The sequence below is a fragment of the Bordetella tumbae genome (genome assembly GCF_054780995.1).
In genome coordinates this window covers 342,448-357,952 of sequence record NZ_BAAGVG010000015.1, presented here as the reverse complement: position 1 = coordinate 357,952, position 15,505 = coordinate 342,448, and the positions used below count along the sequence as shown (strand labels likewise).

Here is a 15,505-nt window from a genome sequence, read left to right as displayed (position 1 = left end):
ATTATAATTGGGCATCCCCTTAAAGATAATGACCTATGTCCACGCCCAAACACGCTAAAGTTTTGATACTAGGATCCGGCCCGGCCGGTTACACGGCTGCCGTCTATGCGGCACGGGCAAATTTGTCCCCCGTCCTGGTTACAGGTCTGGCCCAAGGCGGCCAGTTGATGACCACCACCGACGTCGATAATTGGCCTGCTGACGTCGACGGCGTACAAGGCCCCGACCTGATGCAGCGCTTTCAGCAGCATGCCGAGCGATTCAACACCGAGATGGTGTTTGACCATATCGCCAAGGTGGATTTGTCCAAGCGCCCCTTCACACTGACGGGCGATACCGGCAATCTGTATACCTGCGATGCACTGATTATTGCGACGGGGGCTTCGGCCAAATATCTCGGCCTGCCATCCGAGGAATCCTTCATGGGCCGCGGCGTGTCGGGCTGCGCGACCTGCGACGGGTTCTTTTACCGCAACAAGGACGTCGTGGTGGTGGGCGGCGGCAATACCGCGGTCGAAGAAGCCCTCTATCTGTCCAATATCTGCCGCAAGGTCACCGTCATTCATCGCCGTGACAAATTCCGCGCCGAACCCATCCTGGTCGACAAGATGATGGACAAGGTCGCCAACGGCAATATGGAGCTCAAGCTGTTCCATACGCTGGACGAAGTCCTGGGCGACGATAGCGGCGTGACCGGCGTGCGTATTCGCAGCACCGAAACCGGCGAAACCGAAGACCTCGACGTCATGGGCGCCTTCATTGCGATCGGCCACCAACCGAATACCGGCATTTTCGAGGGACAACTCGAAATGAAAGACGGTTATATCGTGACCAAGAGCGGTCTGTCGGGCATGGCAACGATGACCTCGGTGCCCGGTGTCTTTGCGGCTGGCGACGTGCAAGACCACGTATATCGCCAGGCCATCACGAGCGCCGGCACGGGTTGCATGGCGGCTCTGGACGCACAGCGGTGGCTGGAGAATGCGCAATAGTAAAGGCGGCCTGGGCGATCTGAAACGTTTGCACCAGGCCTCGCAACAAGCCCGGGCGCGGGCCGAGCAGGCGACACGGATTGCGCGCCAGACGGCTGAGGCCAATGCAGCAGACAGCGATCCCCATGCGTTCCGTCGTGCGGCCAAGGCCGTCACGCCCCTCAAGCAATCCGGGCGTCGCATACCCGAGCCGGCCAGTCCTGCCGCCTCGCCTCAGCCTGGAAAGCCCCCTGCCGGACTTGCCCCGGTCAGCGCTGCCGTCGCCATGCGCCGCGCAGCGGCCATGGGCGAGACGCCTAACCGCGCCGATGCCGGTGTCTCTGACGGGACCGAAGTCGCCCACCTGCTCTCAGAGAGTGGCACCGCTTTTGTACGCGCTGACGCGGCGCCCGATACCGCCCGCAACCTGCGTCGGGGCCAATGGCCCGCCGGTGCGGAACTGGACCTGCACGGCCTGCGTGTCGAGCAGGCTCGCCATGCCGTCCTGTCCTTTTTAGACGAATGCCTGGAACATGGCATCCGCTGCGTGCGCATCGTGCACGGCAAGGGCCATGGTTCGCAAGGCCTGGAACCAGTACTCAAAGACAAAGTTCGGACCTGGCTGGTCCAGAAAGCCGAAGTCATGGCTTTTTCTCAGGCCTCGGAACGTGAGGGCGGCGCGGGAGCTTTGCTGGTTCTGCTGCGCCAGACCGGGGCCAGGCGCTGATCAGAATCATCGGGCAACGCCGCGCCTGCGGCCTGCTCTACTTCGGCACGAGCACCAATGCTTTGCGAGATTCAAAGATGAAATGGGTTTATCTGGGCATCGCCATCGTGGCTGAGATCATTGCCACGAGCGCACTAAAAAGCTCCGACAGTTTTACTCGGCTGGTTCCATCGGTAATCACGGTGGCAGGTTATGCCGTGGCCTTTTATTTTCTGGCCCTGACCTTGCGCGAAATACCCGTGGGTATTGCCTACGCCGTGTGGTCTGGCGTGGGCATTGTGCTGATTTCGCTGGTGGGCGCGCTGTTTTTTAAACAGCACCTTGATGCCCCGGCGATCCTGGGCATTGCGTTGATCATCGCAGGGGTAGTGATCATGAACGTGTTTTCGAAATCCGTCAGCCACTGACACGTGGAACTGAGAGCAGATCCACGCGCCGCACTGCTCTCTGGACAATGACACGCTCACAGAGCTATTGCCCACCTCGCGCGCTCACGGTGATGTGGGCGGCTTGCCGTCCGGTTCGCGCAAATACTGCACCAACATCGTCGTCGCCCGATCGGGCAGCGGCGTCAGCAATGACACCACGATGATCGTCAAGAACGCCGCTGGCGCGCCAAATACCCCCGCCGCAATCGGCTGAATTCCCCACCACAGATCCATTGGTTGGGCCCGGTCAATCCCGAACACCCATTCCCGCAACCAAGGATGCGTGTGCGCCATATAGGTGAATGTCACCGCCAATCCGACAACCATGCCGAACGTGGCGCCCCATTTATTCGCCCGGCGCCAAAAGATGCCCATGACCAATGCGGGGAAAAACGATGACGCCGCAAAAGAAAAAGCCGCCGACACCATGAACAGAATATCTGCGGGCTTGCGCGCCGCCACCCAGGCCGCGCCGAACGCCACCACCAGCAAGAGTATTTTGGACACCATGACGCGACGCGCTGCCGACATGCGTGGCGATACGACTCGATACCACATATCGTGCGACAGGGAATTCGACAAGGTCAGCAACAAGCCGTCGGCCGTCGACAACGCAGCGGCCAGCCCGCCTGCGGCCACCAAACCAGAAATCACATAGGGCAGGCCACCGATCTCGGGCATGGCCAACACCACCACATCGGCCCCCATGCTGAGCTCACCCAACTGTACCCGGCCATCACGATTTACATCGACCAGATCGAGCAAATTGACGTCCACCGCACTCCAGGCATGCACCCAACTCGGTAGGGACGCGAATTTCGAGCCCACCACCTGCGTATAGACCTCGTATTTGATCAGCAGCGCCAGCGCCGGCGCCATGAAATACAGCAGCAGGATGAACAACAACGACCAGCACACCGAACGCCGCGCCTCGACCACCGACGACGTCGTGTATGAACGCATCAAAATATGTGGCATGCCGGCTGTCCCCAGCATCAGGCATAACACCAGCGCCAGAAAATTGGTACGCATATCCTGCCGTTCTTGGGGATCTTTCGACGGGAACGGCTCGGCATGAGGCACAGGCGGCGATCCGCGTGCCTCGTAAATCGCCCTGGCTTGCGACCACACGGCACGGGCTTCTTCGACACTGGCCGGATAGGTTTCGAGTTCGCGCTCCAGCGTACGAATATCGATCATGGGCGCGTTCGCAGCCGTCAGTTGCGCCAGACGGCTGCGCAACCGGTCTTTTTCCTGGGCCCAGGATTGCGGCAGGGCCTGCAGCCGCTGCGTCATTTCATCCGCGCGCGCTTTCCATAATTGGCGTACCTGCAACTCGGACACATCCTTGCCCATTTGCGCTTCGCGCTCAGTGATTTCTTGCAGCACCTTGCCTGCGGACAACTGAGGCAGCGGCATGTCGGTATGCTTCATCGACAACCACACGACAGGCACCAGATACGCCACCACCAAGATGATGTATTGACCGACTTGTGTCCACGTCACCGCGCGCATGCCCCCCAAAAAGGAACACACCAACATGCCGCCCAGCGCGACAAAAATGCCGAGCTCGAACGAAATACCCGTCATACGGGTCGTGATGATCCCTACACCGTAAATCTGGGCAACCAGATACGTAAACGAGCACAGCACCGCACACGCCACCCCGGCCAAACGCGCCAAATTACCGCCATAACGGGCGCCCATGAAATCCGGAATCGTGTATTGGCCGAATTTGCGTAGATAAGGCGCCAGCAACAGGGCCACCAGCACATAGCCCCCCGTCCATCCCATGATGTACGCCAGGCCGCCGTATCCCGTCAGGTACAGCGTTCCCGCCACCCCGATGAACGAGGCTACCGACATCCAATCGGCGGCGGTGGCCATCCCGTTATAGACCGCCGGAACGCGGCGGCCCGCGACGTAGTACTCCACCTGATCGGACGTACGGCACACGATACCGATACCGGCATACAGGCTGACCGTGACCAAGAGGAAAACATAGCCAATCCAGTCGCGCGCCATGCCCGCGATCTCGGCTAATGCCAGCAGTACGATCAGCAAGGCGAAACCTGCGGTATACAACACGTAAATGCGGCGCAGCCGGATCTTGAACTCGCGTGCGTTGTCTCCGGAAAACGGCATCAATCGCCCCGCTCGGCGTCACTGCGGGCCTGCGCATCGGCCCGATTCATCAAACGGGCGTAGATGCCGATCAGCACCAAATAAGACAACGGCGCCCCGTAGGCAGCCATCCAGAACGCAAACGGCCAGCCAATGAAGTCGAAAGAGAGCTCGCGGGCGAAATAAGCAGGAAGAAACGTCAGCGCCAGCCAACAGAGGACAAGCACGCCGATCAAGATCAGATTACGCCGCCAATAGCGCCGCATCGCAGAGGGAGTGGAACTCGGGGAATCCGGCATATTATTCATTCGTATCCACGTTGCCGCAGTATGCCCATTTTTGCAACATCGGGCCGGGCGGGCTTATATGCGACAACGGCCGGCACCTGATGGGTGCCGGCCGTTGTGCGTTTTGCTCTTATTAGGGTACTGCCAGTTTATTTATACCGGTGCCGCCGGTTGCCCTTTTTGGGCTATTTGTCTCCTCACCTGCATGAACATGATTGTGCACCATGAGCGGGATTGTCACACTAGGGGAATGCCCTAAGGTGGCGCAAATACATCTCCCTTGTCGCACCAGTTTGGTGCATTTTAGACGAAAAAATCGTCCCGTCCTGACGGCACCGCTTTTCCAGCAAAAACCCTTTTTGAAGATAAAAAAAAGCCACCTACAAAGTAGGTGGCTAAGAACAAGGTGCCCCGACTCCGCTCGGAAAAAGGGCGACCCGTACCTAGATCTTAGAAGCGGTGACGGATACCAACGCCAACGGTCAGCGCCTTGTTGCCGTCTACGAAATCAGCAGCGTCAGCATACGAAGCGACCGAATACAGGTTGGTGCGCTTGGACAAGTCGTAGGTGTAGCCCAGGCTGTAGATGTCCATGGCTTCCAGACCCTTGTTAGGATCAGCACGTTGCCACGAAGCGAAGATGTTGCTGGCACCGCCGATCGGAGCGCTGACACCGACCAAGTACGAATTGATCTTCAGACCGTCCCAGGTGAAGGCGTCGTTCGTGCCGCCTTGGCCCTTGGCGGGGGTGTTGGGATTGCCCAGACCGCCCATCACGTCAAAGTCTTGACCAGCGAACACGCCGTCGGAGGTGCGGCCGTAGGCCAATGCGAGCTTCAGCACTTCGAAGTCATACGAACCACCAATGATGAACTGTTGGGGTTGCGGTTGGCTCGGATACAGGAATTGGCGGTCGTACGTCAAAGCAACGTTCAACGGGCCATTGGCGTAACGGATACCAGCGGTGATAGCACGGCTGTTGTCGCTGGTCTTGAATTCGCCCGGACGCTCTTCGTCATCCACGTTGAACGAGTAACCGATACCGGCTTGGAAACCGCTGAACGACGGGGTTTGATACATGACCATGTTGTCGTAGCGAACCGTGTTGGCGGCGCTGAACGCGGAACCCATGGTCGAGTTCAAGTAGCTGAGCGAGAACGGATCGATGCTGGCAAAGTACTTGGAAGCGATGTTGGTTTGGCGGCCCAAATCAATTTGACCCCAAGATTCGCTGCGCAGACCGATGGTGGCTTGACGACCGAACAGGCGGCCGCCTTGAGCGCTGTTACCATTGCTGGCGCCGAAACCGCTTTCCAGCACGAACACAGCTTGCAGGCCATCGCCCAGATCTTCGGTACCACGCAGACCCCAGCGCGAGCCGCTCTGGATGCCGTTGGTCATGCCGATACGAGACTGGTAGTTACCGCCGTACAACGCACGGTTGCTGTCTTCAGTGCCAACCTTGTTGCGTTGATAGGTGATACCCACGTCGATCAAGCCGTACAAGGTCACTTGCGTCTCAGCGTACGCAGTGCCGGCCATGCCGGCGAGGATCGCGCCAGCCAGCAGAGTTTTTGTTAGTTTCATATCCTCATCCCGATCAGTAGAGAAAGCCGCTAGTCCCCACCCGTGGAGACTGCCAGAACCCATACCTTAGGGAAACGTTTTGTCCGCCCCAAAACCAGGAACTACATAATGAATCTAAATATTTCTTACAAAAGCATTAATTCATTGTTTTTTATGGGAATAATGGCTTTTGTGTAAATTATTAAGTTACGTAATACACATTTAGAAATCACGTCTTTATTGCGTGTTAACAACAGCCATGGGGCGACATAGTCCGACTTATAAACTCACTCCATGCAAGAACCTCTCTTTTGGTATTAGGCCTATTTACGGTGTAGATATTGCGGGATAAGGGGTGTTTTCGATCAAATATGTCCGGGTAATAACTCATCACATGACAGATTGAGACGCAAAGATCTGCAATAAAGTGCGCCGCCATCGCTCACAAACGCTACCATCTGACAGGATTCGTTCAGGCCACAGAACCGCTTCACGCGGCGCATCGCCTTCAGCTTGCTGCCCCCAAGGGGGCGTTTTTGTTTTGGGGGCGGCCCAAAACAAAAACCGCCCCTTTTGGGGCGGTTTTCATGACGACCTGGCAGCGAAACCATGGTTTCGCGCAAAGCACCTCACATATTGTCGATCATCACCTGACCAAAGCCGGAGCACGACACCTGGGTCGCCCCCTCGAGCAAACGGGCAAAGTCATAGGTGACCTGCTTGGACAGGATCGATTTCTCCATACTGGAAATAATCAGGTCGGCGGCCTCGACCCAGCCCAGATGTCGCAGCATCATTTCAGCGGACAAGATCTCTGATCCCGGATTGACATAGTCTTTGCCGGCGTATTTGGGTGCCGTGCCATGGGTCGCCTCGAACATCGCCACCGAGTCAGACAGGTTGGCGCCCGGGGCGATCCCGATTCCACCGACCTGCGCGGCAAGGGCGTCGGAGATGTAGTCGCCGTTCAGATTCAGTGTGGCAATGACGTCGTACTCTGCCGGGCGCAACAGAATCTGCTGCAGAAAGGCATCGGCAATGGAGTCCTTGATAGTAATTTCCCGGCCCGTCTTGGGGTTTTTGAATTTGCACCACGGACCGCCGTCGATCAATTGCGCACCGAATTCCTTTTGTGCCAACGCATAGCCCCAGTCACGGAAGCCACCCTCGGTGAACTTCATGATGTTGCCCTTGTGCACCAGCGTGACCGATGCCCGGTCATTGTCGATCGCATATTGAATGGCCTTGCGCACCAGGCGCTCGGTGCCTTCGCGCGACACCGGTTTGATGCCAATAGACGAGGTATTGGGAAAACGGATTTTTTTGACACCCAGCTTGGTCTGCAGGAACTGGATCAGTTCCTTGGCCTGCTCGCTGTCCGCTTCGTATTCGATCCCGGCGTAGATGTCTTCCGAGTTCTCGCGGAAGATCACCATATCGGTCTTTTCGGGCTCGCGCACAGGCGAAGGCACCCCCTTGAAGTAACGTACCGGACGCAGGCAGACATACAGGTCGAGCTGCTGACGCAACGCCACGTTCAGCGAACGGATCCCACCTCCCACCGGCGTCGTCAACGGTCCTTTGATCGACACCACATAATCCTTGACTACATCCAGCGTTTCATCAGGCAGCCACACGTCCGGCCCGTAGACCTTGGTGGCTTTCTCGCCAGCGTAGACTTCCATCCAGTGGATCTTGCGCTTGCCGCCGTACGCCTTTTGAACTGCAGCATCCACGACCTTGATCATCACAGGCGTAATGTCCGCCCCCGTACCGTCCCCCTCGATGTATGGAATGATGGCCTGATCAGGCACGTTCAGAGAAAAATCAGCATTGACCGTGATTTTCTGGCCCGCAGAGGGAACCTTGATATGTTGGTAGGACATGAATGCTCCTATTGCTCCTGGGGGGTTGCTCGCTCGCCACCAGATCGCTGTGGCCAGCATGATATCGCTAGCCACCGAGCCAGACGGCGGGCCGTAGCTCATTCTAGCGCCCATTCTGACGCCCGTGCGGGGATGAAATCCCGCCGGCGTAAAATGAAGACTTTCCTTTCTGTCTTTATAGACGTTACGTCACATGTTCAACCCGTCCCGGGATCAAGTCCGCGAGTTCTTTATCGAGACTTGGCGCAAACACCGTGCCAATGAAATTCTGACGCCATTGGAATCGATGGCGCTGGACTGGATCATCGAGCACCCCGAATATCACGGCGATCTGGAACATCCCGAAGCCATGACAGCGGAATATCCAGTCGAAAAAGGCCGTACGAATCCGTTTTTGCATTTGTCGATGCATCTGGCCATCGCAGAACAATTGTCGATCGACCACCCGCGCGGCATTCGTGCCGCCTACCAAAAACTGGTCGCGCGCAGTGACGCGCATCAGGCCGCGCACGACATCATGGACTGTCTGGGCCAGGTCGTCTGGGAAGCCCAACGACTTGGCACCGAACTCGATAGCGATGTCTACATCGACCTGATCCGGCAACGCGCCGAGCGTTAAGGGCCACCGTAAACCGGCGGCCATAACAACCCAGAACAGAAATCAGCCAGTCTGGCGCGGCGATACTTGGCGTGCGTTATTTGCGCACACCGAGATCGCTCGGCTGCGCGGACAGCCACTGCGCCACGTGTTCGATATCCTGATCCGACAGCTGCGCCGCAAAAGCTCCCATGATGGGATTTTTGCGCACGTTGGCCGTGGCCGGCGTGCCGGCAGCACCCCGCCTGTAAGCCTTCAGTGCCTGGATAAGATAGTCTTCGTGCTGCCCGGCCAGTACAGGGTAAGCCGGGTCAACAGATGTCTTGGCATCAGCGCCATGACACGAGGCGCAGTTGAATTTATCAAATACCGCTTTACCGGCAGCCAGATCCCCGGCTTGCACACCACCACTGGCGGCGGCCAGCATGGCCCCTGCCAGGATCAACGTATAGCGTTTCATCATGTGCCCTCGCATCACTTGAGATTAGAGTAATAAGCGGCCAGATCAGCAATGTCCTGGTCGCTCAGGCTGCCCGCGATGGCATCCATGGTCGGATGGCTGCGCGCGCCTTTTTTGTACTCATTGAGGGCGGCTTCGATGTATTTGGCGTTTTGGCCAGCAATCATCGGCACATGATAGAGCTCGGGAAAACTGGCTTTGTAGCCAGGAATGCCATGGCATCCAATGCACATGGACACTTTGCTTTTGGCGTTCTGGATATTGCCGGTCGGTGCTGCCTCAGCAGCAGCCACCTGACCAGCGATAGCACAGGACACCACTACAACCAGCGAGGACAGAAAGGTTTTCAACTTCATTGGAATGGCTCTTTGTAAGGCTGAAAACTGTGCTCGGGATGAGCGGCCGGGCCTGAACCCAGCTACAAACCCGGTCGATTGTACGATAATTGTTGCTGAGCCATACTAACCCACGCGGGGACTTCCTCCGCCCTTCTTTCGCTGCCATCGCCTATGTCCGCTGCCCAGAGCCCTGCTGCATCCCGCTTCGAAGGAACCGACCGCTACGTCGCGACCGACGATCTCAAACTAGCCGTCAACGCTGCGCTGACGCTGCAACGCCCCTTGCTGATCAAGGGCGAACCCGGCACCGGCAAGACCATGCTCGCCGAAGAAGTCGCGCTCGCGCTGGGGCGCCCCCTGCTGCAATGGCATATCAAGTCCACCACCAAGGCGCATCAGGGCCTGTATGAATACGACGCCGTATCGCGCCTGCGCGACTCGCAACTCGGTGACGAAAAGGTGCGCGACATCCGCAACTACATTGTGCAAGGCACGCTATGGCAGGCCTTTGACGCCCCCGAGCCCGTGGTGCTGTTGATCGACGAGATCGACAAAGCCGATATCGAATTCCCCAATGATTTACTGCGCGAACTCGATCGCATGGAATTCCATGTCTACGAAACGCGTCAAACCATTGCCGCACGGCACCGCCCGTTGGTGATCATCACCTCGAACAACGAAAAAGACCTGCCTGACGCGTTTCTGCGCCGCTGCTTTTTCCACTACATCCGGTTCCCGGATCGCGAAACGATGCGCGACATTGTCGGGGTGCATTTTCCTGATCTGAAGCAAGACGTCTTGCGTGCGGCGATGGACACCTTCTTTGCCTTGCGTGAAGCCCCCGGGCTGAAAAAGAAGCCCTCCACGTCCGAGCTGTTGGACTGGCTGCGCCTGCTGTTGGCCGAGGGCGCGACGGCGTCGCAAATCGATGCGCACGCCGCAGCCTCCGTCCCGATGATGGCAGGCGCGCTGCTCAAGAACGAACAGGACGTGCAACTGCTGGAACGCCTGGCGGCCATGACCCGCGGCAACGCCCGGCGCTGATATGCTGATCGACTTCTTCTACCATCTGCGCGCACACAAGCTGCCGGTCTCGGTCAAGGAATACCTGACCCTGCTGGAAGCCCTGCAACACCAGGTCATGTCGCCCACGCTCGATGACTTTTATTTCCTGGCGCGCACTGCACTGGTAAAAGACGAGTCGCTCTACGACCGCTACGATGCCGCCTTTGGCGCATACTATCGCGGCATCGAGGCGGCGTTGCCCGCCGACAAGGACATTCCGCTCGACTGGTTGATCAAGCAATTCGAAAAAAGCCTGACACCCGAAGAGAAAGCCGCGATCGAAAAGCACGGCTGGGACAAACTGATGGAGCTCTTCAAAGAGCGCCTCGAAGAACAAAAAGAACGCCATGCCGGTGGCAGCAAATGGATCGGCACAGGCGGTACATCCCCCTTTGGCAATGGCGGCTATCACCCCGAAGGCATCCGCGTAGGCGGCGACTCCGCCGGCAACCGCACCGGCGTGAAAGTCTGGGACATGCGGCAGTTCCGCGACTACGACAATCAAATCGAACTGGGGACGCGCAATTTCAAAGTCGCATTACGACGCCTGCGCCGTTTTGCACGCGAAGGCGCTGAGCTCGAACTGGATCTGGACGACACCATCACCAGCACCGCACGCAATGCGGGTCACCTCGATTTGCGGCTCGTGCCCGAACGCCACAACACGGTCAAAGTCCTCATGCTGCTGGATGTCGGCGGCAGCATGGACGACCATATCGCGCGTGTCGAAGAGCTGTTTTCCGCTGCACGCAGCGAGTTTCGCAATCTGGACGTCTATTACTTCCATAACTGCCCTTACGAGACGCTGTGGCAAAACAACCGCCGGCGCAACAGCGAACGCTTTGACACCTGGGACGTGCTGCGCAAATACAACCCCGATTGGCGGCTGATCATCGTGGGCGACGCGACCATGAGCCCGTACGAGATTCTGCAACCCGGCGGCTCGGTGGAGCATTACAACAAAGAACCTGGCGCAGTCTGGCTGCGCCGATTGCTCGATACCTGGCCCAAGGCCGCCTGGCTCAACCCCGAGCCCACGGCATCGTGGCAGTATCGCCAGTCCATCGCACTGCTGCGCGACATCATGCAACAGCGCATGTACCCGGTGACGGTAGCAGGCCTGGAACAGGCGATGCGGCAGTTATCGAAATGATCCCGCTCAACCGTCGACTGGCTCGACGGGCGTATCCAGGATCAACTGGTAAAACGCCAGATCCAGCCAGCGTCCGAATTTGAACCCTGCGTGCCGGATCGTCCCGGCATGCACGAAGCCGAGTTTTTCATGCAGCCTGATGCTGCCTGCATTCGTGGCGTCAATTCCGCCGACCAACACATGCAATTGCGCTTGCCGGGCGCGATCAATCACGATACGCATCAGCGCCTCGGCCAGTCCTTTGCCACGAAAACGGCTCTGGACATACACCGAATGCTCGACTGTATATTTGTTGGCAGGATAGGCGCGAAATGAGCCGTAACTGGCAAAGCCCATCAACTCGCCTGCTTCGTTTTCAAAGCCAACAACCGGGAAGCCGCCCGCCGCTTTCGCCTGAAACCAGGCTTGCATCGAGGCCAACGTGCGCGGTTTGTAGTCGTACAGGGCCGTCGAGGTCAGGATAGCGTCGTTGAAAATTTCCAGAATCGCCGGACCATGGCGTTCGCAAGTGCACTCGACCAACACGGCCCCGGCAGGCAATGCATGAGATAGGAAAGAATTCATCTGAAAGTCCGTGAGGCCCACCTCTCTGGGTGAGACGACGACATACATATCGGCCTTTAGCCAAGCCAGGCGCCATGCTGATTCGAACGAATTATAACGGCGAGGTTTGCAGGGTTTCTCTGACTGTAAAGCGACGCAACTTATACCGCGAGACAGCCTGCGCCTTCGCTCAGTCTTGTATGGAACTGAACCGTTTGATCACGGCGTGGCGATAGGAACCATCCGTTGCGTATACACTCCAACGACTTTCGCCCGTTATGGATGCTTGCTATGCGTTTTTCGCTTTCGGGGCTATTCGCCCGCTTGAACGCCCTGCTGGTCACGTCATTTCTCGCCTTTCAGGCAGGTGCCGCGCCCACACCCACTGGGATCACAGAGGTCACCTCTGTTGAGGGCATCACGGAATACCGGCTATCCAATGGACTGCGCGTGCTGCTGGCGCCGGATGCCTCCAAGCCCACCACCACGGTCAACATGACCTATCTGGTCGGGTCACGCCAGGAAAACTACGGCCAGACCGGAATGGCGCATTTGCTGGAACACATGTTGTTCAAGGGCACGCCCACCACGCGTAATGCGCTGGGTGAGTTTTCCCGCCGCGGCCTGCAGGCCAACGGCTCGACCTCCAGCGATCGCACCAATTACTTTGCCAGCTTCGCGGCCAACCCCGAGACGCTGAAATGGTATCTGGGCTGGCAGGCCGACGCCATGGTCAACTCCTTGATTGCCAAAGAGGATCTCGACTCCGAGATGACCGTGGTGCGCAACGAAATGGAAAGCGGTGAAAACAACCCCTTTCGCGTGCTGATGCAGAAAATGCAAGCCGCCGCCTATCAGTGGCACAGCTATGGCAAGAGCACCATCGGCGCGCGCACCGATGTAGAAAACGTCGATGTCGGGCAATTGCGCGCCTTTTATCATGAGTATTACCAACCCGATAACGCCGTCCTGATCGTGGCCGGCAGCTTCGATCCGCAAACGACGCTCGAAGCCATCAGCGAAACGCTGGGCAAATTGCCCAAACCGGAACGCAAGCTTCCGCCGGAATACACGGTCGAGCCGGTGCAGGACGGCGAGCGTGCCGTGACCCTGCGACGCGCGGGCGGCACGCCGCTGGTGGCCGCGATGTACCACATTCCCTCGGCCGGCAGTCCCGACTACATCCCGTTTGACCTGGCCGCGACCATCCTGGCCGATACGCCATCGGGCCGTCTGTACCAGGCCCTGGTGCCGACCAAGTTGGCCGCGGAAGTCTTCGGTTTCACCATGGATCAACACGATCCCGGTGTCGCCATGTTCGGCGCTCAGTTGCAGCCAGGCATGGATCAGGACAAAGCGCTGCAAACCCTCACCGCCACCCTGGAATCGCTGGATAAAAAGCCTTTTACCAAAGAGGAACTGGATCGCGCCCGCAGCAAGTGGCTGACCGCATGGCAACAGCTCTACGCAGACCCCGAGCAAATCGGCGTCGCGCTGTCAGAGGCCATTGCGGGCGGTGACTGGCGCCTGCTCTTTTTGCACCGTGACCGCGTGCGCCAAGCCAAGCTCGAAGACGTACAACGCGTTGCGACCGAGTATTTGACCGCCAGCAATCGCACCGAAGGCCGCTACATCCCCACGGAAAAACCCAAACGCTCGCCGCAACTGCTGCGCGCCGATTTGAGTGCGGCACTGAAAGACTACAAAGGCGATACCGACTTCAAACAAGCCGATGCCTTTGACCCCTCACCGGCCAACATCGACAAACTGACGCAACGCGACAGCCTGGATCTGCCCAATGGCGCGGTCCAACTGGCCTTGCTGCCCAAAACCACGCGCGGTGGGCGCGTGCAGGCCGAATTGCTTGTCCAATTTGGCGATGCGGCGAGCCTGCGCGGCCAGCGTATCAATGCCGCGGCGGTCGCCGATCTGCTCGAACGCGGCACGCCTGCCTTGTCGCGCCAGGTAATTCAGGATCGTTTCGACGCGCTGCAAGCGCAGGTCTCGTTCAGCGGCTCCGGCACCGACCTGACCGTCTCGATGTCAGCCGCTGGCGAACATTTGCCCGCGCTGGTCAGCCTGGTGCTGGATATCGTGCGCAATGCCAATTTCCCGGAAGCCGAAATCGAGGAGTATCAACGTCAAGCACTGACCTCGATACGCAGCGCCATGACCGAGCCTACGGCTCTGGCCTCGCGTGCGCTGGCGCGCCAGGACAACCCGTGGCCTGCCGACGACGTGCGCTATGTACCTACCTTTGACGAGGCGCTGGCGCAGACCGAAGCCATCAAACGCGATGCACTGGCGGCGTTTCACAAGCGGTTCTACGGCGCAGGCACGGTGAAGTTCTCCGCGGTGGGTGAATTTGACGCCAATGCGGTCAAGCAATCCCTGACCGAGGGGCTGAAAGGCTGGCAAAAGGCACCAGCGTACACCCGCCTGGATGATCCTTACCACGACATCAAAGCGCAGAACTTCGATATCGAGACGCCCGACAAGGCCAATGCCTTCTACATTTCGCGGTTGCCTCTCAAGCTGCAGGATACCGATCCGGATTTCCCGGCGCTTTATTTGGCGAATTTCCTGCTGGGCACCTCGGAAACCTCACGCCTGTGGGAACGCGTCCGCGAAAAAGAAGGCCTCTCGTACAACGTACGCAGCAATCTGTCGGTGTCCTCGTACGAGCCTTCGGGCAGTTGGACGGTCTATGCAATCTACGCGCCGCAAAACCGTGAGCGCCTGGAAACCGCCATCAAAGAGGAACTCGCCCGCGCGGTGAAAGACGGCTTCACGGCCAAAGAAATCGAAGACGGCATCACCGCCCTGCTGAACTATCGCAAGCTGTCCCGCGCCCAAGACAGCGTGCTGGCCTCTGCCTGGGTCGACTACCTGAGCCGTGGCCGGACGTTCGAATGGTCTGCGCAGTTCGACCAGAAAATCGAGGCACTCACCCCCGATTCGGTCAATGCCGCTTTGCGCAAGTATCTGCAGCCTTCAGCCTTCAGCACGGCTGTGGCGGGGGATTTTGCCGCTCAACAGAAAAAGAAGGCGCCCTAGCCGCTTGCTGCATCAAACACCCGTCTAAATCGATGGGTGTAATTCCCTCGGAACGCCGGCTTGATGCCGGCGTTTTTTGTTGCCGGGGCCGCCCCCCCTTGGGGCAGCAAGCCGAAGGCGCAGCGTGGGGGCATTTTTTATCGCTGTTGGTGTTGTGGGGCGTTTGCTGCTCTTGATTGTCTCTCTGAAGGCGTCCCTGCCGCGTGCCTGGGCGTGGCGCCGGGCCTATCGCACGGACTCGGCCCATGACCAGGGGCCTCGGTCCGCTGCGCGGACTAAATCCGTGCTCAACGGCCCGGCAC

The 15,505-nt window shown here is 58.5% G+C and carries 14 protein-coding genes; 7 read left to right on the top strand and 7 right to left on the bottom strand.

What is annotated here, in order from left to right:
- The first annotated feature begins 35 nt into the window (after positions 1 to 35).
- From trxB to ACYVI2_RS14030, 3 genes are all read left to right on the top strand, one after another.
- Positions 36 to 992, top strand: coding sequence for a thioredoxin-disulfide reductase (gene trxB / locus ACYVI2_RS14040; RefSeq protein ID WP_415821931.1), 957 nt, complete (start codon positions 36 to 38; stop codon positions 990 to 992).
- A complete protein-coding gene (locus ACYVI2_RS14035) occupies positions 982 to 1,698 on the top strand; it encodes a Smr/MutS family protein (RefSeq protein ID WP_415821932.1) in 717 nt (238 codons plus the stop codon). Before trxB ends, ACYVI2_RS14035 begins: the two co-directional genes overlap by 11 nt.
- 77 nt (positions 1,699 to 1,775) lie before the next feature.
- Complete coding sequence (locus tag ACYVI2_RS14030; protein WP_415821933.1) at positions 1,776 to 2,105, top strand: DMT family transporter; 330 nt, start codon at positions 1,776 to 1,778, stop codon at positions 2,103 to 2,105.
- An 84-nt stretch (positions 2,106 to 2,189) separates the two neighbouring features.
- On the opposite strand, the gene ACYVI2_RS14025 is transcribed toward ACYVI2_RS14030, so the two are convergent.
- From ACYVI2_RS14025 to icd, 4 genes are all read right to left on the bottom strand, one after another.
- Positions 2,190 to 4,271, bottom strand: coding sequence for a sodium:solute symporter family protein (locus tag ACYVI2_RS14025; RefSeq protein ID WP_415821934.1), 2,082 nt, complete (start codon positions 4,269 to 4,271; stop codon positions 2,190 to 2,192).
- A complete protein-coding gene (locus tag ACYVI2_RS14020) occupies positions 4,271 to 4,549 on the bottom strand; it encodes a DUF4212 domain-containing protein (protein WP_415821943.1) in 279 nt (92 codons plus the stop codon). The genes ACYVI2_RS14025 and ACYVI2_RS14020 overlap by 1 nt, the downstream gene beginning before the upstream one ends.
- A 438-nt stretch (positions 4,550 to 4,987) precedes the next feature.
- Entirely contained in the window at positions 4,988 to 6,124 is a 1,137-nt protein-coding gene (locus ACYVI2_RS14015; protein ID WP_415821935.1) for a porin, read from the bottom strand.
- Positions 6,125 to 6,732: 608 nt separating this feature from the next.
- Positions 6,733 to 7,989 carry an NADP-dependent isocitrate dehydrogenase gene (gene icd, locus ACYVI2_RS14010; RefSeq protein ID WP_415821936.1) on the bottom strand — a complete coding sequence of 419 codons (1,257 nt, stop codon included), beginning with the start codon at positions 7,987 to 7,989 and terminating at the stop codon, positions 6,733 to 6,735.
- A 193-nt stretch (positions 7,990 to 8,182) separates the two neighbouring features.
- Between icd and ACYVI2_RS14005 the strand changes: the two genes are divergently transcribed.
- A complete protein-coding gene (locus tag ACYVI2_RS14005) occupies positions 8,183 to 8,608 on the top strand; it encodes a DUF1841 family protein (protein WP_094820078.1) in 426 nt (141 codons plus the stop codon).
- Between the two features lie 76 nt (positions 8,609 to 8,684).
- Here ACYVI2_RS14005 and ACYVI2_RS14000 read toward each other — a convergent pair whose 3' ends face one another.
- Positions 8,685 to 9,047: a c-type cytochrome gene (locus ACYVI2_RS14000; RefSeq protein WP_415821944.1), complete on the bottom strand. Its 363-nt coding sequence runs from the start codon at positions 9,045 to 9,047 to the stop codon at positions 8,685 to 8,687.
- Positions 9,048 to 9,061: 14 nt separating this feature from the next.
- Positions 9,062 to 9,403 carry a c-type cytochrome gene (locus ACYVI2_RS13995; RefSeq protein WP_415821937.1) on the bottom strand — a complete coding sequence of 114 codons (342 nt, stop codon included), beginning with the start codon at positions 9,401 to 9,403 and terminating at the stop codon, positions 9,062 to 9,064.
- Between the two features lie 153 nt (positions 9,404 to 9,556).
- Here ACYVI2_RS13995 and ACYVI2_RS13990 point away from each other — a divergent pair, with 153 nt between their 5' ends.
- Positions 9,557 to 10,429 (top strand): AAA family ATPase, encoded by an 873-nt coding sequence (locus ACYVI2_RS13990; protein ID WP_415821938.1) that lies wholly within the window; start codon positions 9,557 to 9,559, stop codon positions 10,427 to 10,429.
- A 1-nt stretch (position 10,430) separates the two neighbouring features.
- The gene (locus ACYVI2_RS13985) at positions 10,431 to 11,603 is read left to right on the top strand and encodes a vWA domain-containing protein (RefSeq protein ID WP_415821939.1); all 1,173 of its coding nucleotides are present in this window, start codon (positions 10,431 to 10,433) and stop codon (positions 11,601 to 11,603) included.
- 6 nt (positions 11,604 to 11,609) lie between these two features.
- On the opposite strand, the gene ACYVI2_RS13980 is transcribed toward ACYVI2_RS13985, so the two are convergent.
- A complete protein-coding gene (locus tag ACYVI2_RS13980; protein WP_415821940.1) occupies positions 11,610 to 12,167 on the bottom strand; it encodes a GNAT family N-acetyltransferase in 558 nt (185 codons plus the stop codon).
- Between the two features lie 270 nt (positions 12,168 to 12,437).
- Between ACYVI2_RS13980 and ACYVI2_RS13975 the strand changes: the two genes are divergently transcribed.
- The gene (locus ACYVI2_RS13975; RefSeq protein ID WP_415821941.1) at positions 12,438 to 15,203 is read left to right on the top strand and encodes a M16 family metallopeptidase; all 2,766 of its coding nucleotides are present in this window, start codon (positions 12,438 to 12,440) and stop codon (positions 15,201 to 15,203) included.
- The last annotated feature ends 302 nt before the right edge of the window (positions 15,204 to 15,505 follow it).